Here is a 22,842-nt window from a genome sequence, read left to right on the forward strand (position 1 = left end):
GCCGCCTCAGCCGTAGGAGAGATCGCTGCACGGGTCGTCGGCGGCCGAGCGGGCCTCGTCGGCGACGGTGGACGGTACTGCGTCGGGTGTCGGTGACGCGGGAGCGGGCGACGGGTTCTCGGCGAAGTCGCCGCCCACGATCACCTGGATTCCGGGCTCGCCGGACTGCGAAGTCCGCGCGCCCCCAAAGAGCCTGGCGGTAGTCGCGGCCGCGTCCTTCAGGCCCGGGCCGTAGGTGACGACGGTGCGGGCCTGGTCCTGGGAGTTCGCGGTCGCCGTGCCGGTGACGGTGAACCCGTGCGTGCGCAGGAACTCGGCGGCCCGGGCCGCGAGGCCGGTCACCGTGGTGCCGTTGTAGACGGCCACGTCGATGCCCTGCCCGGAGACGGGACCGGTGGGAGAGGCTGTCGCGCCGGCGGCCGGCTTGGACTTCTTGGCTCCGGAGGTGCCCGCGGCGTCCTGTCCGTCGATCGTGCGGTCGGCCTTCAGCGTCGCCCACAGCGCGTCCGCCTCCGGTTCCACGAGGGCGACGCGCGCTCCCTCGTAGCGCCAGGGGACGGTCACGAACTTGGTGTTGCGCAGATCGATGTTCTTCATCGACATGGCGAAGGACAACAGTTTGTCGGCCGATCCGAGCCCCGGGTCGACGGTCATCGCGTCGGTCGCCGCGTTGGCCAGCGGCAGCAGGGTGGTGGGGTTCAGACCACGGGACTTCACCTTCTTGACGAGTGAGCCGACGAACGCCTGTTGCCTCTTGATACGGCCTATGTCGGAACCGTCACCGATGCCGTGCCGCAGCCGCACGTAGTCGAGCGCGCGCTGTCCCGAAACCTCCTGGGGCCCCTTGGCGAAGACCTGTTCGCCGCGGGTGGGCCGCTTGGGGTCCAGGTCGCGCTGGTAGATCTCCTGCGGCAGGCACACGGACACTCCGCCGACAGCCGAGGTCAGTGCGGAGAAGCCGGCGAAGTCGATCACGACGGTGTGGTCGACGCGCAGGCCGGTGAGGTGTTCGACGGTGTTCTGCGTGCAGGCCGGGTTCCCCTCGGCGGTCTCCCCCACGGAGAAGGCTCCGTTGAACATGACGTGTTGCTGAGGGGGCATCCAGTCGCCACCGGGCTTCTTGCAGGCCGGTATGTCGACCAGCGAGTCACGGGGGATGGAGACGGCGACGGCGTGCTTGTGGTCGGCGTAGACGTGCAGCAGGAACGCGGTGTCGGACCGGCCGACCTCTCCCGTACCGCCGCCGAGTCCGCTGTTGTCACCCGACCGGGTGTCCGACCCGATGACGAGGACGTTCTGCCCCGCGGATGTGTCGGGGGGCCGGTCGCCGGAGATCCCGTCGGCACTGAACGTATCGATGTTGCCGGTGAGTTTGAGGTATCCCCAGCCGACTCCGGCGACCAGCAGGACGAGGAAGGACAGCCCGACCAGAGCCGTCCGGCGCAGACGCCCTCCCCTGGTGCCACCTGCTGCCCCCTTGTGACTGCCTGTCATCGACCACCCCGTTCGTCAGGCTTCCATGAAGGAGGACTGACACCCGCCCCACATGGTTGTACAGTTGCGCAATGTAGCAAGTGTTGGTATCCGTGTGGATCAACGACCCCGTCCATCGTCGGTCCGATCCCCTGTCCATAAACGCCGGCTGGAAACATTGACCGGAAGACACCGCAGGAAACGGCGTGCCGAACATGCCGCGCAACGGCCCCGAACCCTGGCACCTGTTGATCGTGGCGATTGTCGTGGTGGTGTTGTTCGGCTCGAAGAAGCTGCCGGACACCGCCCGCGCCCTGGGCAAATCCATGCGGATCCTGAAGAGTGAGACCAGGGCCGTGAAGGAGGCGGCACCCGCGCGGAGAACCGTCGGTGACTCGACCACGCCACCACTTCGTGACCCGCGCACCAGGGAACCATAGGGGAAGGGCCGCCGTCCTCTTCGGTGGCGGCCGAAGGAACACTGATCAACGGATCACCGGATCATTGGAGGAAGTTCATGGGTGTGACCCTGGCCAAGGGCGGCAACGTCTCCCTGTCGAAGGAGGCGCCCGGCCTGACCGCGGTGACGGTGGGCCTGGGCTGGGACGTGCGGACGACGACGGGCGCCGATCACGACCTCGACGCCAGCGCGCTGCTGTGCTCGGACGCCGGCAAGGTCCTCTCGGACCAGCACTTCGTCTTCTACAACAACCTCAACAGCCCGGACGGTTCCGTCCAGCACACCGGTGACAACCTGACCGGCGAGGGGGAGGGCGACGACGAGTCCATCAACGTGGATCTCGCGGACGTCCCCGCCAACGTCGCGAAGATCGTCTTCCCGGTCTCCATCCATGACGCGCAGAGCCGGGGGCAGAGTTTCGGCCAGGTGCGCAACGCGTTCATCCGCGTGGTGAACCGGGCCAACGGGGTGGAGCTCGCCCGTTACGACCTGAGCGAGGACGCCTCGACGGAGACCGCGATGGTGTTCGGTGAGCTCTACCGCAACGGTGCGGAGTGGAAGTTCCGCGCGGTGGGCCAGGGTTACGCCTCCGGGCTGGCCGGAATCGCATCGGACTACGGCGTCAACGTCTGACCGTCGGACACGGCATACCGCAGCATCCCGGGCCCCGGCCCCGCCCCGGACATCCGGAGTCGGGGCCGGGGCCCGGCCGCATCACCCGCTCGCGCCGCCTCGGTCTTCCGGGCCGGCGATCCGGCTGATCCTGCTCGGCCACCAGGCCTTGGGGCCGATGTCCACGACCAGGGCCGGGGCCAGGAGGGAACGCACCACCAGGGTGTCCAGCAGGACCCCGAAGGCCACGATGAAGGCGATCTGGGCGAGGAACGCCAGCGGGATGACGATGAGCGCCGCGAACGTGGCGGCCAGCACCACCCCGGCCGACGTGATGACCCCGCCCGTACTGACGAGCCCCCGCAGCACTCCCTGCCGCGCCCCGTGCTCCAGTGCCTCCTCCCGTACCCGTGACATCAGGAAGATGTTGTAGTCGACGCCGAGGGCCACCAGGAAGACGAATCCGTACAGCGGCACCGACGCGTCCGTGCCGCTGAACCCCAGGATGTGCTTGAAGACGAGCGACGAAACCCCGAGGGTCGCGAGGAAGTTGAGGCCCACCGTGGCCACCAGCAGGACGGGCACCAGTACCGACCTCAGCAGCCCCATCAGGATCAGCAGGATGATCACGAGCACCACCGGCACGATGATGCCGCGGTCGCGCTCGGCGGTCTGCTGGGTGTCGTACTGCTGCGCCGTGTAGCCGCCGACGAGCGCATCGGCTCCCGCGACGCCGTGCACGGCGGTCCGCAGGCGCTGGACCGTCGCCTTGGCCGCGTCGCTGTCGGCCGCGTCGTCCAGCGTCGCGTCGATGCGTACCCGGCCGTCGACCACGAGGGGCGGTCCCCCGCCCGGACTGCCGGACGCGGTGACGGGTGCCGCGGCGGCGACGCCGGGGGTCCCCGCCGCCGCGACGGTCACCTCGTCGGCGCGGTCGGCCGCCGCGACGATCACCGCGGGATTGCCGGAACCTCCGGGGAAGTGCTTGCCCAGGGTGGCCTGGGCCGAGACGGACGGGGCGTCGTTCACGAAGATCTCGTCCAGGGGCACGCCCTGCGACTTGAGCGTGGGCGCGAACGCGGCGCAGGCGACGAGGACCAGCGTGGTCGAGAGCCACACCTTGCGCGGGGACCGGTCGACGCGGCCGGCGACCCGGCGCCAGATGCCGTGGCCTCCCGACTCCGCGTCCGCCGGACGCGGCCTGGCCGGCCAGTAGGCGGCCCGGCCGCACAGGACCAGCACCGCGGGCAGGAAGGTCAGCGTGCTCAGCACCGCGCAGACGATGCCGATCGCTCCCACGGGCCCGAGTGCCCGGTTGTTCGTCAGATCGCTGAGCAGCAGCGCGAGGAGGCCCAGCGCGACGGTGGCCGCGCTCGCGGTGATCGCTCCGAAGGAGCGCCGGAGCGCGGCGAGGGCCGCTGCCGTCCGGTCCTCGTGCCGGGCGAGTTCCTCCCGGAACCGGGCGGTGAGGAGCAGGGCGTAGTCGGTGGCCGCTCCGATCACCAGGATGGACAGGATGCCCTGGACCTGCCCGTCCACGCGGACGACATCATGGTCCGCGAGGACGTACACGACGGCGCAGGCGAGGCCCAGGGCGAGGACGGCGCTCAAGATGATCAGGAACGGCAGCAGCACACTGCGGTAGACCAGCAGGAGAATCACCAGCACTGCGGCCAGTGCCACGCCCAGGAGCAGTCCGTCGATGCCCGCGAACGCGTCCTTGAGGTCGGCCTGACTGGCCGCGGGACCGGCGATTTCCGCCTTCGTGCCCGGCACGGAGCCGGCTGCGGTGCGCACGTGGTCGAGGGTGTCCGGCAGCGCGTCGCCCAGGTCCGAGCGCAGTTGTACGACGCCGGAGAGCGCCTCACCGTCCTTGGAGGGCCGCACGCCCGACGGCGAGCCGACGACGCCGGGCTGACCGGCGAGGGAGGCGAGTGCGCGCGTGGCCTTCTCCTGCGTGCCGGCCGGGAGCACGCCGGCCCGTCCGGTCCACACGACGATCGCGGGTACGGTCCCGGACTTCTGGAACGCCTTCTGCGCCTCGGAGACCTTGGTCGATTCGGCGCTGCGCGGCAGGAAGGCGGCCTGGTCGTTCGTGGCCACCTCGCCGAGCTTTCCGGCGTAGGGACCGAGCGTTCCTCCGATGCCGAGCCAGACGACGAGCAGGGCTACGGGCACCAGCCATCGGACGATGCGGTGCCGCGGTGCGGGCTTCATTGCTTCCCCAGGGGTCGATGCACGACAGATATCTCTCAGCTGTTGATTATCTCAACCAGTGAGAGATATTACTCTGGGGGTATGCGCACAGCAGACGGAGGCCCGGACAGAGGCACGAGCGACGGCCCCACCGGGCTCCAGTCGTTCGCGGTACACCTGCGCCGGATGACGAGCGAGTTCAATCGCCTCACCCATGAGTTTGCCCAGGACCAGGGGCTGCATCCGACGGATGTGCAGGCACTCATCGCCATTCTCGACGCCGATCACCGTGGCGACGGCTCGGCCATGACCCCGGGGAGACTGCGCGAGCAGCTCGACCTCACCTCGGGTGCGGTGACGGCGTGTCTGGACCGGCTGGAGCGCGCGGGTCACATTCGCCGCGTCCGGGACGGCGGCGACCGGCGGGTGGTGCGTCTGCATTACGCCGCCGCCGCGAAACTGGTCGCCCGCGACTTCTTCAGACCGCTGGCGGCCGCCACCGACGCGGCCCGCGGGCAGTTCGACCAGGACGAACTCCACGTCGTCATCCGCTTCCTGGACGCCATGAACGACGAGCTCACGCAGCTGAAGGGCAGCACGGGGCAACCGTAGCGGGGGTCGGCGGCCCTCACAGTGCGCGCAAGCCGTTGATCACCTCGCGGAGGATGCGTTCATCGGGCAGCTGGGCGGGCGGCACCGGGCGACTGACCGTCACATAGCCCGCTTCCAGCAGGTCGCCGAGCAGCACCCGCACCACACCGACCGGCAGGTCGGCGTCCGCGGAGAGCTCGGCCACCGACTGCGTCTCGGTCCGGCACAGCGTCAGCAGGGTGCGGTGCTCCGGCCCGAGCACCGCGTCCTCGGCGCTCCCGGTCACGGTGTCGTCGAAGGTCACGAGCGCGATCAGGTCGAAACGCGTGCCGCCGGGGCCCGGTTCGGTCCGGCCACCGGTCATGGCGTACGGACGGACGAGCGGGCCCGCGTCGGCGTCGTACCACTGGCTGCCCGGCAGCTCGTACGGGTCCGGGGCCTCCGGGCCCCGGTCGGTCCTGGACACTGCTCCCCGCCCCCTCAGCCGGCTGCCGACGGGTGCTCGGCGAAGCGCGCCGGGGTACGCAGGTGCTCACCGACGCGTTTGACGAGGCGGGCCATCTCGTAGGCGACCAGGCCGATGTCGGCGAACGCCGTGCTCAGCACGGCGAGGCACGATCCCTCCCCCGCGGCGGCGACGAACAGGAACCCGTCGTCCATCTCGACCATCGTCTGACGCACGTCTCCTGCCCGGAAGTGCCGTCCCGCGCCCTTGGCGAGGCTATGGAATCCGGAGGCCACCGCTGCCAGGTGTTCGGCGTCCTCGCGGCTCAGCGCGCTGGACGCGCCGACCGCGAGCCCGTCGCCGGAGAGCACCACCGCGTGGCGGACCTCGCCGACGCGGGTCACCAGATCGTCCAGCAGCCAGTCGAGTTCACCGGATCGGCGGGGCACCCCGGTCCTCTCGTTCGCGATCATGCGGGGTCTCCTTCGCTGAGCGGGCGGGGTTCGGTGAGGCCTGGGGCTGCCGCCGGGACTCCCGGGGCGGCGCCGCCGCCTCGGACCCAGCCGGCCCGGTAGGCGGTCATGCGGTCCCTGGACTGTTCCGGGGTTCGGTGCGTGGCGGCGTCCTCGGCCGTTCCGGCGGCAGGCGGCGGCTCGGGCCGCGGTTCCTCACGCAGCTGGGGTACGAGACTGGCTTGCCGCACCCTGCGGGGCAGGGCCTCGTCGTCGTCCTCCCCTGCCGGTGGCCCGGGCGCCGGCCCGGTCCCGTCGGTGCCCTCCGTCCGGCGGGGGCGCAGCGAGGTCACCTGGGCCGCGGGGCCCGTGCGGGACTCCAGTGCCGGAACAGCGACCGGTGCGGGGAAGGCCGTGGTCCGGGGCCGTACGGCGCGGGGCCCCGGCCCGAACGAGGTGTGTTCGTGATCGTCCCGGCGCTCGACGGAGGCCTTGCGCGGCGCCGCCTCCTCCTCGGCCGGCGGCAGTGCGGTCTGCAGCAGCGCCGTCGGCAGCAGGACGACGGCCGTGGTGCCGCCGTACGGGGAGGTGCGCAGCTGGACCTTGATCCGGTGCCGGACGGCGAGCCGGCTGACGACGAACAGGCCGAGCCGGTCGCTGTCGAACAGGTCGAGGGCCTCGGCCTGCTCGATGCGGCGGTTGGCCTCGCCGAGGAGTTCGGCGCCCATGCCGAGGCCGCGGTCCTCGATCTCCAGGGCGTAGCCGTTGCCCACGGGTTCACCGGTGATGCGTACCTTGGTGTGCGGGGGCGAGAACTGCGCGGCGTTCTCGATCAGTTCGGCGAGCAGGTGGGTGAGGTCGGCGACAGCCGTGCCCTTCACGGCGGCGTCGGGCAGCCGGCTGACCTCCACCCGGGCGTAGTCCTCGATCTCCGAGACTGCGGCGCGCACGACGTTGGTCAGCGACACGGGCATGCGCCAGGCCCGGCCGGGCGCGGCGCCGGAGAGGATGATCAGGCTCTCGGCGTGCCGGCGCATCCGGGTCGTGAGGTGGTCGAGGCGGAAGAGGTCGCTCAGCTCGTCGGGGTCGTCGGCCCGGCGCTCCATGCTGTCCAGGAGGTTGAGCTGGCGGTGGACCAGCACCTGGCTGCGCCGGGCGAGGTTGACGAAGACGCCGGAGATCCCGTCCGCGAGCTCGGCCCGCTCGACGGCGGCGCTGAGGGCGGCGCGGTGGACGGTGCCGAGGGCCTCGCCGACCTGGCCGATCTCGTCCTGGGAGGCGAGGCCCGGCGGGGCCTCTGCCCGGATGTCCAGCTCTTCGCCCGCCCGCAGCCGTTGCATGGCCAGGGGCAGTTTGCGCCGGGCGATCTCCAGGGCGCTGTTGCGGAGGCTGACCAGCTCGACGACGAGCGCGCGCCCGATGCGTACGGAGATCACGAGGGAGGCCGCGACGGCGACGCAGCCGAAGAGCACGGCGGCGCCGGACGGGCTGAGCAGGCCTTGGGCGAGAGGGTCCACGCGGTCGGCGGCGCGTTCTCCGGCGCCCGTGCCGATCCTGTGCAGTTCGCCGCGGACGTCGTCGGCCGCGCGCTGCCAGTCTGCGGCGGGCACGCCCCGGGCGGCGTCGCGGCCGGGCGACGCCGTGAGCACCTTGTCCTCGGCCGCCTGGATGGAGCGGTAGGCGGGCAGTGCGGTGAACTCCCGCCAGGCGGCGCGTTCGGTGGCGGGCAGGTCGACGCCGGCGGTCTCGGTGAGGCTGCGCCGGGTGTCGACCGCGCCGGTGAAGAGCCGCAGCGGTCGGTCCCGCAGGGTGCCGACGCGTGCGGCGGTGGCCAGCAGGGCGTCCTCGCGGGCCAGCATCTCGTCGGCGCGGGCGAGTTCGAGCAGGACGCGGGCGTCGGAGCCGAGGGCGTCGTCCTGGATGCCGGTGAGGGCTCCGGAGACGGCGAAGGCGGCGCTGATCGTCGAGGTGTAGCGGTCGTACACCGCTCCCTCACCGCCGGCGCTCATGGCCCTTCCCTCGTCCCCCCGCAGCTCCTGGGCGAGGCCGAGGAAGCGGTCGAGCCGGCCGGCCAATCCCCCGGGCAGGTTGCCGATGTCGGCGATGGTGTGACCGTCGTCCAGCCGCAGGGTGTCGAGGGCGGTGTCGGTGCGCACGGCGTGCTGCTCCAGGGCGGAGGCGTGTGCGCTGCTGGGGTCGGCTGCCTGGAGCATGGCGGCCTTGCGTTCGCCCTGAAGGGCGGAGACCGCCGCGGCGACCGGCGCCCGCACCTCTTCGTCGACGCGCTGCAGCTGACGCAGCCGGCCCACGTCCTGGGCGGTGGACACGGTGGCGAAGCCCCAGAGGGCGAGCAGGGAGACGACGGGCAGCATCAGCAGCGAGATGATCTTCGCGCGCACGGTCCTGGGGCGCAGCGTCCAGCGCCCACGAGGTGCGGGTATGCCGTGTGCGGGCAGCGGGCCGTCGTGCTCGGCGCTCTCGTCGGCCGGCGGTCCGGCGTGCGCGCGGCGGCCTCGGGCCGGCGGCGCCGACGGGGTGGCGGGCCGGGCGTCGGAGGCACCGGGGTCCGGGGTCGTGCGGGGTGGGCGCATGGCCTCCTCGTTCCGGGTCGGGGCTGAGTGGGTGGTGGGGCGGGCCGGGCCGGCCGCTCGTCAACGGGTGCCGACGGGCGCACCGCTGCCGACGGGTGGTGTGCCGGAGCCGTGGGCGGTACGCGGCCGGAGGTCCGGGCCGCGTACCGCCGCTCCCGCCGCGGGCGCGCCGGCCGGGGACTGCGCATGCTCGGCATGGGCGTACGCGGCACGCTCCGGCGCGGTCGGGGAGAGGGCCACGAAGGCCGAGGTGAGGAAGAGGTAGGAACCGAGTCCGACGGCGAGCGGGAAGATGAACTGCATCGCGGTGGCCCCGGGGAGTGCGGTTCCCGAGGGCTTCACCTGCACGGTCACAGCCAGCATCCCGGTGTAGTGCATGCTGCTGACCGCCGCTCCCATGACGAGGGAGGCGAGAGCGACGGCACGGGTCGACCTGATGTTGAGCGCGGCCCAGAGAGCGGCCGTCGCGGCGATGACGGCGATGACAACGGAGAGGACGACCCTCAGCGGGTCGTAGTGGATGGTGCCGTGCAGACGGAGTGCCGCCATGCCGAGGTAGTGCATGCTGGCGACGCCTAGGCCGGTCGCGAACCCGCCGAGCAGCAGTGCCCTGGTCCGGTCGCGGCTGTATCCGACGGCGAAGACGCCGCCACCGACGACCACCATGGCGCCGAGCAGACTGAGGAAGGTCAGCGGCACGTTGTAGCGGATGTCGGTCCCGTAGACGCCGAAGCCGAGCATCGCGACGAAGTGCATGGTCCAGATGCCCGAGCCGATGGCCGAAGCGGCCGTGATCAGCCAGTTGCGGCGCGAGCGCCCGGTCGTGTCGAGCGCGCGCACGGTGCAGCTGAGGCCGAGCGCGGCGCCGATGCAGGCCATCGCGTACGACAGCAGAGGTGTCAGCCAGCCGAAGGTGGCGTGGTCCAGGTGTCCCATGACTCGGGGACGCTAGTCGCACCGGGGGGCGCGCCTGGGGCGCATTCGAAAGCTGCCGAAATATGACAGAGAGATGTTCCCGAACGATCGGAGCGTGGTCGAACATGCGCATCGATTCACGGCGTTCCGTACGGACGGTGGCTGCGCGATCATGTCCGTATGGCCGATGACCACACACACGTCCAGGAGTTCTTCTCCGCTCGCGCAGCGGACTGGGACACGCGCTTTCCCGATGACGGCCCCGCCTTCGCCACCGCGGTCGCCGCACTGGGGCTCCGTCCCGGTGCTGCCGTTCTGGACGCGGGATGCGGCACGGGACGGGCGATGCCGGCGCTGCGGGCGGCGGTCGGACCCGGGGGTACTGTGCTGGGCGCCGATCTCACCGCCGCCATGCTGGAGTCGGCGGCACGCGCGGGGCGCGGCGGCAGCGGGCTGCTGATCCAGGCCGACGCCGCCCGGCTCCCGCTGCGGTCCGGGGTCCTGGACGCGGTCTTCGCGGCCGGGCTGATCTCGCATCTGTCCCGGCCGGGGCCCGATCTGTCCGAACTGGCCCGGGTGGTGCTGCCGGGCGGGCTACTGGCGCTGTTCCACCCCATCGGACGGGCGGCGCTGGCCGCACGGCACGGCCGGCAGCTCACGGACCGTGATCTGCGGGCCGAGCAGAACCTCCGCCCGCTGCTGGCCCGTTCGGGCTGGCGTCTGGCTTCGTACGTCGACGAGGAGAGCCGGTTCCTCGCGCTGGCCGAACGGACCGGGTGACGGGGCGGCCCCCCGTCCAGGTCGAGTGTCCCCGCGTACGTGCGGGGGCAAGACGGTGAGTACGTACGCGTCAACGAGAGGCGGTCGCCATGACCAGCATGTTCGGCATACTGCGCAGAGCCGTGACCCCGGGGCGCAAGGACGGACCCTCCGCGCCGGCGCCGGTGCGCCGGCAGCACAACCTCTTCGAGGCGGCGGCCACGTTCGTCGCCGCATCGGTGGACGACGACCAGGACCGTATGGACGAGGCGAGCGGCTGGGTGTCCCCGGAGGCGCTCTCGTTCGGCGTCGGCGAACTGGCCTGCCGGGCCGTCATCGCACTCGCCCGTGAGCGCGACGCGTCTCCGGAGACGGTGGCCCGAGAGCTGCTCGGCCTGGCCGACGGCTGAGAGGGATCGTCCGGTTCGTCACCGAAGCCCGCATCCTGCCTCGTCAGGGCCTCGACGAGCGGGTTACCCACTGGTTAAGGTGCGCCGACGACAACCACGACGGAAGAGGAGGGTGCAGTGGCCGGGACGGACAACACAGTCGCCGACGACGACGCACTGTACGTGCTGACCGCGGTCCTGCTGACCCCCGCACAGTTTCCGAGCGTCCTCGGCGACGACTACCCGGCAGCCTGTGCGGCCCTGAATCTGGAGCCGTACGCCGAGGGGTACGGACTGGTACTGGGGCAGGACAGTGACGGGGCCCGGTGGACCGTGGTCGTCGACGACGTGTCCCTGGTGGCCGTGGCGATAGCGTCCTGGGACTGCGGAATGGAGTACGACCTGTCGCCGGACGACAACTCGGTGGTCTGCGCGCTCCCCGGCTGGCCGCTGGCCGTGGCCGTCGCCGCTCCCGGGGTGAGCGCTCCGCACGACCCGGCGCCGGACCCGGAGGCGGGCGGGGACGACCTGCCACCGCTCTCCCCGCCGGACACCGACGTTTGGGGGCCCGCCCAGCGCCGCATGGGAGCCGACGCGATCGCGCTCCAGTGGGCGGTCTGGCGGGAGCAGATCGACGACGACACGGCTTTCGCCCCGGCGGCTGGCGGGGACGCGGACGCGGCGGGTGGCGGGGGCGCGGACGCGGCTGCCGCCATGGAAGGTACGGATGCGGGCTCGGACAAGGAGACGGACGACGCCTCGGCGGACAGCCCTCCCCCGTCCGTGACGCACCCCGGTGTACGGCGGGCTCTGGCCGAGGCACACGCCTACGTCGGCGCCCCCCCGCCCCCCGGCCGCGTCCGCTCCTCCTTCGCCCCCGGTGACGCCCGGATGATCCGGGCCGACGGCCCCGGCTGGTCCATGGTCGCCAGGACCGACGACATCGCCTTCCTGCTGCTGGACGAGATGCCGGGGGAAATCCTGACCGTGGGGCGCGGGACCGAGCTCCCCAAGTTGCTCAAGGCCCTGGACGCGATGGCCGTACGACCGTCCTGACCTCACCGGGCGGCCGGAACACCCCACACGAAAGCCCCGCCATCTCTGGATTCCGGGGCTTTCGTGTGCGCGTCAGGGTGTCAGACGCGTTCCAGCGGCCGGTGGGGCTCGACAGGGAGCTCGACCTTGATCCGGTCGCCGGGCCGGACCACGCCGCCCACGGCCACCACGCTCATGATCCCGGCCTTGCGGACGATGTTGCCGGCCTCGTCCCGGCCTACGACCCGCTTGAGCAGCCCGTCCTGGAAGTTGTCGATCTGAAGGCACGGATTGCGCAGCCCCGTGACTTCGACGACGGCCTCGTCCCCGAGGTGCAGCAGGGTGCCGACGGGAAGTGCCAGCAGATCGACGCCACGGGTGGTGACGTTCTCCCCGAGGTCACCGGGGGCGACCTCGAAGCCGGCCTCGCGCAGTTCGTCGAACAGCTCTGCGTGCATGAGGTGGACCTGCCGCAGATTCGGCTGGGTGGGATCCTGGGCGACCCTTGAGCGGTGCTTCACCGTCACCCCCGCGTGGACGTCACCCTCCACGCCCAGGCCGGTCAGCAGCGTCACACCGTCCCGGTTCGGCTTGGTGAAGCTGTACGCCTCATTGCTGCTCACGGCGGTGACTGTCCCACTCACGGAGCGATCTCCTTTCAGCGGCCTATTTCCTTACGGGTGATCCTACGGAGCCTGCGCCGCTGGCTCGGGTCCAAGGCCAGATACGCGATCGCGGGAACTCCGATGAGCACCAGCAGGGACAGCCAGAAGCCGATGAACGGCATCAGGACGACCGCGACGACAACTCCCCCGATGGCGATCTTTGCGCTGTTCGACATCGTCCACGCCTCCTTCGCGGCCCGTGGCCGCTCCTGCTGTGAGAACGCCTGTGGGTCCCCATCGGTTCCAGCCGCTGCGGACTTCTGCCCGCCGGGTCACCTCAGAGGGGCGCCGACCTCGTGCATGTGCTCCAGCGCCTGCCGGTAGGACTCGACGAGTCCGGTCTCGGCGTACGGCATGCCGAGCGCCTCGCAATGGGCCTTGACCAGGGGCTGGGCCAGCCGCAGATGCGGACGCGGCATGCTCGGGAAGAGGTGGTGCTCGATCTGGTAGTTGAGTCCGCCGAGGAACCAGTCGGTGAGGGCGGCTCCCCGCACGTTGCGCGAGGTGAGCACCTGCCGCTGCAGGTGTCCCCAACGGTCCCCGTCGGGGTCGGGCATCTCCATGCCCTTGTGGTTCGGGGCGAAGGCCATGCCGAGGTGGAGACCGAAGAGCGCATGGTGCACGAGCGCGAAGACGACGGCCTTCCCGGGAGACATGACGGTGAGCAGCAGCGTGGCGTAGAGGCCGAGGTGCGCCACCAGGAGCGCGGCCGACAGGGCACGCTCCCGGACGGGCTGCTGCCGCAGGTACTGGAAGCCCGAGATCTTCAGGGCGATGCCTTCGAGGAGCAGCATCGGGAAGAACAGGCGGGCCTGGTTGCGGGTGAGCCAGCGGGCGAAGCCCTCGCGCTGCGCCGCCTGCTTCTGCGTCCAGACGAGCGCGCCGACGCCGACGTCAGGGTCCTTGTCGATGTGGTTGGGGTTGGCGTGGTGACGTACGTGCTTGTCGTTCCACCATGCTTCGTTCATGCCGAGCAGGAGGTTGGCGTGGACGAACCCGATGGTCCGGCTCACCCGCCGGTCGCCGGTTATCTGGGCGTGGCCGGCGTCGTGACCGACGAAGGCCGTGCGCGACCAGACGATGGCCAGGGGCAGTGTCAGCAGCAGGCTCCACCAGGTGTTTCCGAGGAGCACCACCGCGGTCAGTACCGCACCCAGTGCGAGCAGATTGGCAGCGATGCCTGCCGCGTACCAGCCGGTGCGACGTTCGAGGAGCCCCTGCCCCTTGACGGCCCGCAGCAGTGGCGCGAAGTCACTTCCTGTACTTCCGGCACTCGTGTCACCGTCGCGAGTTCGTTCCGCGACGGTGGTTGCGGCCTGAGGCATGATGTCTCCGGTCTTATAGGTGCGCTGACCTGATGAAACGTACGGGTCGCAGATGTATAGCAGCCATGGAGGCACCACCCGGATTCTCCTGGTGCCAGCCCCCTCATTGCGATGGGGGGCTGGCTACACCTGGCAGACATTCGGGGCATTTGTGAGTGACATGAATCACGTGCCGGACCCTGCCCCCCGCGATGGCGATGGAGTACCCTCGGCGACCTCGGCCCACTAGTCAAACTTGAGGACTCTGACATCGCTGTGCACCGCCTCCCCGCAGCAACGCTCTCCGAGATCTCCGCACTCGCCGGCTGTTCCGTGGTCTTCCTGCCCGCGGATCCCGCGCGGACCGGACGGATCGCCTTCTGGTATCCGGACGGCAGCAGTCCGCCCGAGGCCCCCGGGACGGTCGAGGAACTCACCGTCACCGGCACCGATGCCCTGCCGTACGCGGTGCCGGCACGGATGCTTCCCGTGCGGGACGCGCTCCCGGTCCTCACACGTGCCCGGGCCGCGGCACACGCCTCCTCGGCAGTGGCGTTCTGGGGGGCGGCGGGGCTGCTGGCCCTGCAGTTCGCCGCCCGGGGGCTGTTGCTGTCGGGGCTGAGCGCCACGGATCACGACGCGTGGCGGGCCGGCCCGCTGACGGCGGACGACCGGACACGGATCCGTACTCTGGCCGCCTCCATGCCGCCGACCGCCCACGCGGTACCGGCGGACGCGTTGGCCCAGCCCTTGCTGCTGCCCGAACCGGAGTGGCTGGTACGGGAGTTCCTGGACGCGGTCGCGGACGGCCTGCCGCGCACACCGGGTGCCGCGTTCGCCGCGGGCGGTCCGGCGTTCGCCGCCGACGCGCCGCGGCACCTGCCCGGTCAGCGAGCCTGGGTGAGCGACGTCGCGGCGGGACACGACGCGGGCGTCCGGCTCTCGCTGCGCGTCGAGGTGTCGGGCCTCGACCGGGACGGTGAGACGGTTCCCGGCCGGTCCGCCGGCCCCTCCTTCCGGGTCGTTCCGCAGGTCCACGGCGTGAGCGACCCGACGCTGGTCGCCGACGCCGCCGAGGTCTGGGGCGGCTCGGGACCGGCCGCCGCGGCCTTCGGACCGAGGGCCCGGATGGACACCCTTCTGATGCTGCGCCGCGCCGCCCGCGCCTGGCCACCCCTGACGCCCCTGCTGTCCGCGGCCGTCCCGGACGCCGTGGAGCCGGCCGACGAGGAGATCGCCGACCTGCTGGGCCCCGCCTCACGAGCCCTCGCCGCCAACGGTGTTCAGGTGCACTGGCCCCGGGAGCTGGCGCGCGAGCTGACGGCACGCGCGGTGATCGGCCCCACGGACGACGCGGACGACGCGGACGAGGGCAGCGGGCCGGGGGGACGGCGGGGATCCGCCCGACACACCTCGGACACCGCGCCGCTGCCGGCCAGCGACTCCCTGCTGACCTTCAACTGGTGGTTCGCCCTCGGTGACCAGAAGCTCAGCCGCGCCGAGATCGACCGGCTCGCCGAGGCGGGACGGCCGTTGGTCAGGCTGCGCGACCAGTGGGTGCTGATCGACCCCGAACAGGCGCGCCGCGCCCGGGAGACGCAGGACCGCAAGGTCACTCCCATCGACGCGCTGGGCGCCGTACTGACGGGTTCCACCGAGGTCGACGGCCACCGCGTCGACGTCCGGGCGACCGGCTGGCTGGAGCGCCTGCGGCAGCGGGTCGCGGATCCGGAGTCCCGGTCGGGCGACGAACCGGCGGTCGGCCAGCCGGAGGCGCTCGCCGCGACGTTGCGGGACTACCAGCTCCGCGGCCTCAACTGGCTGCACACGATGACCTCGCTCGGGCTCGGCGGCTGTCTCGCCGACGACATGGGGCTCGGCAAGACCATCACGCTGATCGCCCTGCATCTGCACCGCCGGACGCTGGAAGGGGCCGCCGGGCCCACGCTGGTGGTCTGCCCGACCTCGCTGATGGGCAATTGGCAGCGGGAGATCGAGAAGTTCGCCCCCGGCACCCCCGTCCGCCGCTTCCACGGCGCGTCGCGCAGCCTGGAGGGCCTGGCGGACGGTGAGTTCGTCCTGACCACGTACGGCACGATGCGGCTCGACGCGCCCCGGCTCGCGGCCGCGCGGTGGGGCATGGTCGTCGCCGACGAGGCGCAGCACGTGAAGAACCCCTACTCGGCGACGGCCAGGCAGCTGCGCACGATCGGCGCACAGGCGCGGGTCGCCCTCACCGGCACCCCCGTGGAGAACAACCTCTCCGAGCTGTGGGCCATCCTCGACTGGACGACTCCCGGCCTGCTGGGCCGGCTCGGCACCTTCCGCACCCGGTACGCGCGTGCGGTGGAGGGCGGCAGCGACCCGGCGGCGGCGGAGCGCCTCGGCGCCCTGGTACGGCCGTTCCTGCTGCGCCGGCGCAAGTCCGATCCGGGCATCGCGCCGGAGCTGCCGCCGAAGACGGAGACGGACCGTGCGGTGTCGCTGACGGCCGAACAGGCGGGACTGTACGAGGCGGTGGTACGGGAAACGCTGGCCGCGATCTCCGAGGCCGACGGGATGGCCCGGCGTGGCCTGGTGGTGAAACTGCTCACCGCGCTCAAGCAGATCTGCAACCATCCCGCGCAGTACCTCAAGGAGGAGGAGCCGCAGGTCGCGGACCGTTCGGGCAAGGTGGAGCTGCTCGACGAGCTGCTGGACACCATCCTCGCGGAGGGCGCGGGCGTCCTCGTGTTCACCCAGTACGTGCAGATGGCCCGGCTGCTTGAGCGGCATCTGGCGGCGCGCGGGATCGGCACCCAGTTCCTGCACGGCGGGACGCCGGTGGCCCAGCGGGAGGCTATGGTCAGCCGGTTCCAGTCGGGCGGGGCGCCGGTCTTCCTGCTGTCGCTCAAGGCCGCGGGGACGGGGCTCAATCTGACCCGCGCGGGCCATGTGGTGCACTTCGACCGCTGGTGGAACCCGGCCGTGGAGGCGCAGGCCACGGACCGTGCGTACCGCATCGGGCAGACCCAGCCGGTGCAGGTCCACCGGCTGATCGCCGAGGGCACGATCGAGGACCGGATCGCGGAGATGCTGGCCCGCAAACAGGGTCTCGCGGACGCGGTGCTCGGTTCCGGCGAGAGCGCCCTGACCGAGCTCAGCGACGCGGAACTGGCCGATCTGGTGGAGCTGCGAGGGGGCGCGCGATGAGCGACGGATACGAGTCGGACGCGTTCGGCGACCGGTACGACGGGGACGGGCAGGACGACACCGCGCCGGGGCAGGAACGTACCTTCGCCGCACTGCCCGCGGCGCAGGGCCGCGGCTTCGCGGACTCCTGGTGGGGCCGGGCGTGGCTGAAGGCGCTCGAGGACACCGCGCTGGACGGACAACAGCTCAAGAAGGGACGCCGGTTCGCCCGCGAGGGCCGGGTCGGCGCGGTGTCCGTGCGGCCGGGCCGGATCACCGCGGTGGTCCGCGACCGGGACGAGAGCGGCTTCCGCAGCGACGTACTGCTCCAGGAGCTGACCGAGGAGGAGTGGGACCGCTTCCTGGACATGGCCGTGGACCGGGCCGGGCACATCGCCGCGCTGCTCGACCGGGAGATGCCGCCGCACCTGGTCGAGGACGCGGCCGCGGCCGGGGTGGACCTGCTGCCGGGCATCGGCGACCTCGACCCGGAGTGCGCCTGTGAGGCCTGGGACCACTGCCCGCACACCGCGGCCCTCTGCTACCAGGTGGCGCGGCTGCTGGACCAGGACCCGTTCGTCCTGCTCCTGATGCGGGGCCGCGGGGAACGGCGGCTGCTGGACGAACTCCAAGTACGGATCGCCGCCAGGGCGACGGGTCGCGCGCCCTCGGACGGGCCCGCGGACGAGCCCGTCGAGGAGACCGCGGACCGGGTCGTGCGCGGCGTCCCGGCGGCGGAGGCCTTCGCGGCGGCCGGCATCCTCCCGCCGCTGCCCCCGGCCCCCGCGCTGCCCGACGAGCCGGGCCCGGCCCCCTCCCTGGACACGGAGACCGATCCTGAGCCGGGCGTGGACCCGACGGCCCTGGAGATGCTGGCCAGGGACGCCGCGGTGCGCGCACACCGGATGCTGGCGGAGGCGCTGGCGCCCGGTCACGGACAGCAGCCGGTACCGGAAGCACTGACGCCCGAGCAGGACGCGGTACGGCTGGCGGCCGACGCGCGGCCCGAGCCCTGGATCGCGAACCGGCTGGCGACCGGATCGGGGCGGCAGCGCGCAGGTCTGCCGGCCGCCGTGCTCTCCTGGCAGTACGGCGGCGCGGCCGCGCTCGCCGTGCTCGACGAGGAGTGGACACCGGACGCCGCCGCGCTCGCCCGGGCCAGGACGCGGCTCGCCGGCGCCTGGGAGGACGACGAGGCTCCCCGGCTGCGGGCCGAGCGCAACCGGTGGACGTCGGCGGACGGCACGGCGCAGTTGCGCTACGGGCGGGACGGGCGCTGGTATCCGTACCGCAAGGAGAGCGGCCGCTGGACTCCGGCGGGGCCCGCGGACGAGGATCCGGCTGCCGTCTGGGCGGACGCGGTGGCCCCGGACGACGCCTGACCACGGCCCCTTCATGGCGGGCAGGGGCGCATCGCCCCTGTCCGCCGCCGCGTTCCGTCCCGGAGTTCAACTCGATGTCACCGGCTGTTGAGGAGCACGGCGCAACGTGACGGCCGTCAGATCCTTGCGTCCTCAGGAGGCCCCATGTCCGCGCGTGTTGTCCGTCGATCCCTCGCCGTCGGGCTGCCGCTCGCCCTGCTCGGCACGGTGGGTGTCGCCGGCACCGCAACCGGCGCGCAGGACCGGCACCACCGCCCCGAGGGCGCCGCGCGGGTCACCGCGACCGCCCTGCTCGGGGACGTTCCGCTGGCCCGCTTCAGCAACGGGCTGCTGCCCGGGTCCGTCGGGGACGACCGCGGCGTGATGCTCGGCGGCATCGGCAGCGACATCTACCCGGCCGGACGCGCGGGCGAGTTCTGGACCGTCACGGACCGCGGCCCGAACGGCCAGATCAAGGTCGACGGAACGAAGCGCCGCACCTTCCCCGTCCCCGGCTTCGACCCGGCGATCGTCAGGGTGCGGGTCAGCGGGAAGCGTGTCGACGTGCTGCGGTCCATCCCGCTGACCACGCGTTCCGGCGCTCCCGTCACCGGTCTGCCGAACCAGGCGGGACGGGACGAGACCCCGTACTCCTACGACGCGAAGACGCCTCTCGCGTACAACCCGAACGGTCTGGACACGGAAGGTGTCGTCCGCGGCGCCGACGGTTCGTTCTGGCTGGTCGACGAGTACGGCCCGTCGCTGGTGCACGTCTCCGGGAGCGGCCGGGTGCTGGCCCGTTACGTCCCCGAGGGTTTGAACCTCGAGGGCGCGGACTACCCCGTCGTGGAGGCGCTGCCCGGCGTCCTGCTCCACCGGAAGATCAATCGCGGTTTCGAGGGCCTGGCGCTGCTGCCGGGCGGCGACCTGGTACTCGCCGTCCAGAGCCCGCTCTCGCTGCCCGACGAGGACGCGGGCGAGGCATCACGCAATGTGAGGCTGCTGCGCTTCTCCCCGAAGAAGCGCGCCGTCACGGCGGAGTACGCGTACCGCTTCGACGCCGTGGGGGTCGTGGACCCCGGTGAGGACGACACGTCCGAGCTGAAGATCTCCTCGGTCGTCGCGATCGGTGGCAATGAACTGCTGATCGAGGAGCGCACCGACCGGGCGGCCCGTCTGCACCGGGTCACGCTCCCCCGCGGCGCGGGCATCCTGGGCTCCCGCTGGGACGTCCCGTCCGCCTCTCCCTCCTACGAGGAGCTGACGGACCCGGCGGCCTCGGGCGTCCCGGTCCTGCGCAAGAGTCTCGTCGTCGACCTGGGGGAGGTCACCGGCGTGCCCGGGAAGATCGAGGGCGTGGCGGTGACGGGCCGGAACACGCTCGCCCTCATCAACGACAACGACTTCGGCATGACCGACGGGGCGGGCGCCTTCGACGCGAACGGCCGGCTGGTCGACTCGGGGATCGAGACCTCGGTGACCCTGCTGAAGCTGCCCCGCCCGCTGACGCGCTGACGGACCGACAGGCTGACGCACTGACGGTCGGCCGGACCGACGCGCTGACGCGGTGACGGACCGGGCTTCCCGGCCGCCGGACCACTCCTTCCGGCGGCCGGGACTCGGTTCGTCCGCTCGGCCACCAACGCCCCCTCGCTCGCACTGGTTTCGCTCTTCTGCCGTCTTCCGTCACCCGCGCGACGCCCGTACGGTGGGGCGCGCACCTTGCTCGGCCGCACATCGGACATCACATTCCGGTCATCGGACAGGGGGCACGGACGTCGGGGCGACGGCCTCCGGACCCCGAGCCGGCCGGCAGCCCCATCGCGCCCCACCTGCCGCCCTCCCCCACACCCAGGAGTACGCATGGACCGCAGAAGGATCATCAAGGGCGCCGCGGCGACGGTCGCGGGGGCGCTGCTTCCGGCCTCCGTCCGCGCCACCGCGGCGACAGCCGGAGACACGGACTACCCGACGGCCCACTGGGTGCCTGCCTCGGCGTCCAACTACACCGTCTCGTCCCGGCCTTCGGCGTACCCGGTGCAGTACGTGATCATCCATGTCACGCAGGAGACGTTCTCGGACGCCGTGGCGATCTTCCGGAACTCGGCCAAACAGGTGTCCGCGCACTATGTGGTGCGCTCGGCGGACGGCTACATCGACCAGTGCGTGCGGGAGAAGGACGTCGCCTGGCATGCGGGGAACTGGGACTACAACACCCGCAGCATCGGCATCGAGCACGAGGGCTGGGTGGACCAGCCCGCCTACTTCACCGATGCCATGTACGAGAAGTCGGCGCTGCTGACCGCGTCGGTGTGCGACCGCTACGCCATCCCCAAGGACCGCGCGCACATCCTCGGCCATGTGCAGGTCCCGGGCACGGACCACACGGACCCGGGCCCCCACTGGGACTGGGTCCGGTACATCCGCCTGGTCAACCTCCTGGGCGCGACGTGACCCGCTGACCCCGCGGGTCCTGGGCGAGCGGGCTGCGGACGAAGAGCACGCCCTCCACCTCACCGTCGGGCGCGCCGTAGACGTGGGGCGCGTCGGCCCGCCAGTGCGCCGAGACGCCGGGGCCGGCCGTCCTGGTGTCGTCCGGCGGGCCGACGACGGCGGTGCCGGTCAGCACCATCAGGCTCTCCCGCGTACCCGCGACGTGCGCCTGCGACTCCTGGACGGCACCCGCCCGGATGCTGACGCGGAACACGTCGGTGACCGCGGCCTCGTCCTCGTACCGTTCCAGCAGTACTGCGGTGACGGCGCTGCCCGAGACGCCCGGAGGGGTCGGGCCCCGCCCGCCCGTCGGTGGCGGGTCGCTCAGTACGGCGCTGAGCGGCAGCCCGAGCGCGGTGGTGAGCGCGTACAACGTCTCCAGGGTGGGATTGCGCGTCCCGCTCTCCAGCTCCGACAGGGTGCCCTTGCCGACGTGGGAGCGCCGGGACAGCTCCGACAGGGACAGCTCCCGCTCGCGCCGCAGCATGCGCAGCCTGCGCCCCACGTCCTCGTTCAGCCCCATCGGCCGTGCACCCGCTCCACTGTCCTGGTTGACGGGCGTCGGCCCGCCTCTCTAGTGTTCCACATACAGAACGTTCCGTATATGGAACGCACGCGCAGGAAGTGGCTCCCTCATGCTCGCGCTCACCCGCATACGCTCGATCGCGCCGCCGTCGGCCGTGGCCGCCGGACTGATCGCCGTCATGGTCGGCGTCACCAGTTCGGCCGCCCTGGTCTTCACGGCCGCCCGGGCGGCGGGGGCCGACTCGCGCGAGATCTCCTCCTGGATGCTCGCGCTCGGGGTGGGCCTGGCCTGTACCTGCGTCGGACTGTCGCTGCGCTACCGGGCCCCCGTCGTCACCGCGTGGTCGACGCCTGGGGCCGCGCTGCTCACGACCGGGCTGAGCGGCGTGTCCATGGCCCAGGCGGTCGGCGCGTTCGTCTTCTCGGCACTGCTCATCCTCGTGAGCGGGGTGACGGGCTGGTTCAGCCGTCTCATGGGCCGCATTCCGGTGCCGCTGGCGGCAGCGCTGCTCGCCGGGGTGCTGCTGCGGTTCGGCACGGGTCTGTTCAGCACGATGCAGGGCGGATTCGCGGTCGCGTTCCCGATGTTCGTGATCTATCTGCTGGGCAGGCGCCTGCTTCCCCGGTACGCGGTGCTGCTGGCGCTCGCCGCGGGTGTCGTGGCCACCGTGTTCACCGGCGGCTGGCAACTGGGCCAGGTCCGGCTCGCCGTGGCCACCCCGGTGTTCACCCCGCCGGAGTTCGACTGGAAGGTCCTGGTCAGCGTCGGCGCCCCGCTGTTCGTCGTCACGATGGCCTCGCAGAACCTGCCCGGCGTCGCCGTCATCCGCGGCGCCGGCTATGACGTGCCGGTGTCGCCCCTCATGACGTGGACCGGCGCGGCCAACGCGGTCCTGGCGCCCTTCGGTGCCTTCGGCCTCAACCTGGCCGCGATCACGGCGGCCATCTGCACGGGCGAGGAAGCACACCCCGACCGCGACAAGCGCTACCTGGCCGCGGTGTGGGCGGGTGTCTTCTACCTCTGCGTCGGACTGCTCGGCGCCACCGTCGCCTCGCTCCTGACCGCCATGCCCCAGGAACTCGTCCTGGCGATCGCGGGCATCGGCCTGCTCGCCACCATCGAGGCCTCGTTGTCCGCGGCACTGGCCGACAAGGCGTCCCGGGAAGCGGCCGTGGTGACCTTCCTCGCCACGGCTTCGGGAGTGACACTGCTGGGGATCGGTTCCGCATTCTGGGGTCTGCTGGCCGGCCTGGTGACGAGCGCGATCGCCTCGGTGGGCCGCCCGCGCCGCGAGGAACCGGCGCCCGAGCCGCTGCCGGACGAAGTGCGCGTCCATTGAGGCACGTCGGGCACACCCTCCCCCCTTGTCCCGTCCGTGGGACGGAGTTGCCCCGGACTGCGGGA

21 protein-coding genes are annotated in these 22,842 nt (G+C 72.0%); 11 read left to right on the top strand and 10 right to left on the bottom strand.

All coding sequences use genetic code 11. The features are described 5' to 3' along the window. Positions 1-6 precede the first annotated feature (6 nt). Positions 7-1,494 carry an LCP family protein gene (locus ACFYPA_RS00545; RefSeq protein ID WP_389128476.1) on the bottom strand — a complete coding sequence of 496 codons (1,488 nt, stop codon included), beginning with the start codon at positions 1,492-1,494 and terminating at the stop codon, positions 7-9. 194 nt (positions 1,495-1,688) lie between these two features. On the opposite strand from ACFYPA_RS00545, the gene tatA reads away from it, so the two are divergent. Together tatA and ACFYPA_RS00555 are read left to right on the top strand one after the other, a co-directional pair. Beyond that, positions 1,689-1,913: a Sec-independent protein translocase subunit TatA gene (gene tatA, locus ACFYPA_RS00550; RefSeq protein ID WP_359080494.1), complete on the top strand. Its 225-nt coding sequence runs from the start codon at positions 1,689-1,691 to the stop codon at positions 1,911-1,913. A gap of 77 nt (positions 1,914-1,990) precedes the next feature. Beyond that, positions 1,991-2,566, top strand: coding sequence for a TerD family protein (locus ACFYPA_RS00555; RefSeq protein ID WP_359080236.1), 576 nt, complete (start codon positions 1,991-1,993; stop codon positions 2,564-2,566). Between the two features lie 81 nt (positions 2,567-2,647). Here ACFYPA_RS00555 and ACFYPA_RS00560 read toward each other — a convergent pair whose 3' ends face one another. Then, positions 2,648-4,762 carry an MMPL family transporter gene (locus ACFYPA_RS00560; protein WP_359080234.1) on the bottom strand — a complete coding sequence of 705 codons (2,115 nt, stop codon included), beginning with the start codon at positions 4,760-4,762 and terminating at the stop codon, positions 2,648-2,650. Between the two features lie 81 nt (positions 4,763-4,843). Here ACFYPA_RS00560 and ACFYPA_RS00565 point away from each other — a divergent pair, with 81 nt between their 5' ends. Further along, positions 4,844-5,353, top strand: coding sequence for a MarR family winged helix-turn-helix transcriptional regulator (locus tag ACFYPA_RS00565; RefSeq protein WP_359080233.1), 510 nt, complete (start codon positions 4,844-4,846; stop codon positions 5,351-5,353). A gap of 16 nt (positions 5,354-5,369) precedes the next feature. Here ACFYPA_RS00565 and ACFYPA_RS00570 read toward each other — a convergent pair whose 3' ends face one another. Genes ACFYPA_RS00570 through ACFYPA_RS00585 form a run of 4 tightly spaced genes read right to left on the bottom strand, consistent with a single transcriptional unit; the run spans position 5,370 to position 9,756 of the window. Then, complete coding sequence (locus tag ACFYPA_RS00570) at positions 5,370-5,798, bottom strand: DUF742 domain-containing protein (protein ID WP_359080231.1); 429 nt, start codon at positions 5,796-5,798, stop codon at positions 5,370-5,372. Positions 5,799-5,812: 14 nt separating this feature from the next. After that, positions 5,813-6,250, bottom strand: a complete 438-nt coding sequence (locus tag ACFYPA_RS00575) for a roadblock/LC7 domain-containing protein (RefSeq protein ID WP_359080229.1) — start codon at positions 6,248-6,250, stop codon at positions 5,813-5,815. Continuing rightward, complete coding sequence (locus ACFYPA_RS00580) at positions 6,247-8,820, bottom strand: nitrate- and nitrite sensing domain-containing protein (RefSeq protein ID WP_359080227.1); 2,574 nt, start codon at positions 8,818-8,820, stop codon at positions 6,247-6,249. The genes ACFYPA_RS00575 and ACFYPA_RS00580 overlap by 4 nt, the downstream gene beginning before the upstream one ends. A gap of 60 nt (positions 8,821-8,880) precedes the next feature. Then, a complete protein-coding gene (locus tag ACFYPA_RS00585; protein ID WP_359080225.1) occupies positions 8,881-9,756 on the bottom strand; it encodes an MHYT domain-containing protein in 876 nt (291 codons plus the stop codon). Positions 9,757-9,915: 159 nt separating this feature from the next. Between ACFYPA_RS00585 and ACFYPA_RS00590 the strand changes: the two genes are divergently transcribed. From ACFYPA_RS00590 to ACFYPA_RS00600, 3 genes are all read left to right on the top strand, one after another. Beyond that, positions 9,916-10,515, top strand: a complete 600-nt coding sequence (locus ACFYPA_RS00590) for a methyltransferase domain-containing protein (protein ID WP_359080223.1) — start codon at positions 9,916-9,918, stop codon at positions 10,513-10,515. 89 nt (positions 10,516-10,604) lie between these two features. Then, positions 10,605-10,904: a hypothetical protein gene (locus tag ACFYPA_RS00595; protein WP_359080221.1), complete on the top strand. Its 300-nt coding sequence runs from the start codon at positions 10,605-10,607 to the stop codon at positions 10,902-10,904. 117 nt (positions 10,905-11,021) lie between these two features. Continuing rightward, positions 11,022-11,939: a hypothetical protein gene (locus ACFYPA_RS00600; protein WP_359080219.1), complete on the top strand. Its 918-nt coding sequence runs from the start codon at positions 11,022-11,024 to the stop codon at positions 11,937-11,939. An 80-nt stretch (positions 11,940-12,019) separates the two neighbouring features. Here the strand turns inward: ACFYPA_RS00600 and ACFYPA_RS00605 are convergent, their stop codons facing one another. The 3 genes from ACFYPA_RS00605 to ACFYPA_RS00615 all read right to left on the bottom strand — a co-directional run bounded on the left by ACFYPA_RS00605 (position 12,020) and on the right by ACFYPA_RS00615 (position 13,908). Further along, complete coding sequence (locus ACFYPA_RS00605) at positions 12,020-12,562, bottom strand: MOSC domain-containing protein (RefSeq protein ID WP_359080217.1); 543 nt, start codon at positions 12,560-12,562, stop codon at positions 12,020-12,022. A 14-nt stretch (positions 12,563-12,576) separates the two neighbouring features. Beyond that, on the bottom strand, positions 12,577-12,759 hold the full coding sequence (locus ACFYPA_RS00610; RefSeq protein WP_136325839.1) for a hypothetical protein: 183 nt from the start codon (positions 12,757-12,759) through the stop codon (positions 12,577-12,579). A 96-nt stretch (positions 12,760-12,855) separates the two neighbouring features. Next, the gene (locus ACFYPA_RS00615) at positions 12,856-13,908 is read right to left on the bottom strand and encodes an acyl-CoA desaturase (protein WP_359080215.1); all 1,053 of its coding nucleotides are present in this window, start codon (positions 13,906-13,908) and stop codon (positions 12,856-12,858) included. A 255-nt stretch (positions 13,909-14,163) separates the two neighbouring features. On the opposite strand from ACFYPA_RS00615, the gene ACFYPA_RS00620 reads away from it, so the two are divergent. The 4 genes from ACFYPA_RS00620 (at position 14,164) to ACFYPA_RS00635 (ending at position 20,873) form a co-directional block, all read left to right on the top strand. Then, a complete protein-coding gene (locus ACFYPA_RS00620) occupies positions 14,164-17,079 on the top strand; it encodes a DEAD/DEAH box helicase (protein WP_389128486.1) in 2,916 nt (971 codons plus the stop codon). Next, the gene (locus ACFYPA_RS00625; RefSeq protein ID WP_359080212.1) at positions 17,076-18,440 is read left to right on the top strand and encodes an SWF or SNF family helicase; all 1,365 of its coding nucleotides are present in this window, start codon (positions 17,076-17,078) and stop codon (positions 18,438-18,440) included. The genes ACFYPA_RS00620 and ACFYPA_RS00625 overlap by 4 nt, the downstream gene beginning before the upstream one ends. A 144-nt stretch (positions 18,441-18,584) precedes the next feature. Beyond that, positions 18,585-19,934, top strand: a complete 1,350-nt coding sequence (locus tag ACFYPA_RS00630; RefSeq protein WP_359080210.1) for an esterase-like activity of phytase family protein — start codon at positions 18,585-18,587, stop codon at positions 19,932-19,934. Between the two features lie 348 nt (positions 19,935-20,282). After that, on the top strand, positions 20,283-20,873 hold the full coding sequence (locus tag ACFYPA_RS00635) for a peptidoglycan recognition family protein (protein WP_359080208.1): 591 nt from the start codon (positions 20,283-20,285) through the stop codon (positions 20,871-20,873). On the opposite strand, the gene ACFYPA_RS00640 is transcribed toward ACFYPA_RS00635, so the two are convergent. After that, positions 20,851-21,435: a helix-turn-helix domain-containing protein gene (locus tag ACFYPA_RS00640; RefSeq protein WP_359080206.1), complete on the bottom strand. Its 585-nt coding sequence runs from the start codon at positions 21,433-21,435 to the stop codon at positions 20,851-20,853. The two genes, ACFYPA_RS00635 and ACFYPA_RS00640, sit on opposite strands and share 23 nt — an antisense overlap. A gap of 112 nt (positions 21,436-21,547) precedes the next feature. On the opposite strand from ACFYPA_RS00640, the gene ACFYPA_RS00645 reads away from it, so the two are divergent. Then, on the top strand, positions 21,548-22,777 hold the full coding sequence (locus ACFYPA_RS00645) for a benzoate/H(+) symporter BenE family transporter (protein WP_359080204.1): 1,230 nt from the start codon (positions 21,548-21,550) through the stop codon (positions 22,775-22,777). Positions 22,778-22,842 lie beyond the last annotated feature (65 nt).

Origin of the sequence: Streptomyces sp. NPDC005775, assembly GCF_042871565.1 — a bacterium.
Taxonomy (GTDB): Bacteria; Actinomycetota; Actinomycetes; order Streptomycetales; family Streptomycetaceae; genus Streptomyces.

Coding starts and splice junctions, on each gene's coding strand:
- ACFYPA_RS00545 (WP_389128476.1), bottom strand. CDS start 1,494: ATGACAGGCAGTCACAAGGGGGCAGCAGGTGGCACCAGGGGAGGGCGT.
- tatA (WP_359080494.1), top strand. CDS start 1,689: ATGCCGCGCAACGGCCCCGAACCCTGGCACCTGTTGATCGTGGCGATT.
- ACFYPA_RS00555 (WP_359080236.1), top strand. CDS start 1,991: ATGGGTGTGACCCTGGCCAAGGGCGGCAACGTCTCCCTGTCGAAGGAG.
- ACFYPA_RS00560 (WP_359080234.1), bottom strand. CDS start 4,762: ATGAAGCCCGCACCGCGGCACCGCATCGTCCGATGGCTGGTGCCCGTA.
- ACFYPA_RS00565 (WP_359080233.1), top strand. CDS start 4,844: ATGCGCACAGCAGACGGAGGCCCGGACAGAGGCACGAGCGACGGCCCC.
- ACFYPA_RS00575 (WP_359080229.1), bottom strand. CDS start 6,250: ATGATCGCGAACGAGAGGACCGGGGTGCCCCGCCGATCCGGTGAACTC.
- ACFYPA_RS00580 (WP_359080227.1), bottom strand. CDS start 8,820: ATGCGCCCACCCCGCACGACCCCGGACCCCGGTGCCTCCGACGCCCGG.
- ACFYPA_RS00585 (WP_359080225.1), bottom strand. CDS start 9,756: ATGGGACACCTGGACCACGCCACCTTCGGCTGGCTGACACCTCTGCTG.
- ACFYPA_RS00590 (WP_359080223.1), top strand. CDS start 9,916: ATGGCCGATGACCACACACACGTCCAGGAGTTCTTCTCCGCTCGCGCA.
- ACFYPA_RS00595 (WP_359080221.1), top strand. CDS start 10,605: ATGACCAGCATGTTCGGCATACTGCGCAGAGCCGTGACCCCGGGGCGC.
- ACFYPA_RS00610 (WP_136325839.1), bottom strand. CDS start 12,759: ATGTCGAACAGCGCAAAGATCGCCATCGGGGGAGTTGTCGTCGCGGTC.
- ACFYPA_RS00615 (WP_359080215.1), bottom strand. CDS start 13,908: ATGCCTCAGGCCGCAACCACCGTCGCGGAACGAACTCGCGACGGTGAC.
- ACFYPA_RS00625 (WP_359080212.1), top strand. CDS start 17,076: ATGAGCGACGGATACGAGTCGGACGCGTTCGGCGACCGGTACGACGGG.
- ACFYPA_RS00630 (WP_359080210.1), top strand. CDS start 18,585: ATGTCCGCGCGTGTTGTCCGTCGATCCCTCGCCGTCGGGCTGCCGCTC.
- ACFYPA_RS00635 (WP_359080208.1), top strand. CDS start 20,283: ATGGACCGCAGAAGGATCATCAAGGGCGCCGCGGCGACGGTCGCGGGG.
- ACFYPA_RS00640 (WP_359080206.1), bottom strand. CDS start 21,435: ATGGGGCTGAACGAGGACGTGGGGCGCAGGCTGCGCATGCTGCGGCGC.
- ACFYPA_RS00645 (WP_359080204.1), top strand. CDS start 21,548: ATGCTCGCGCTCACCCGCATACGCTCGATCGCGCCGCCGTCGGCCGTG.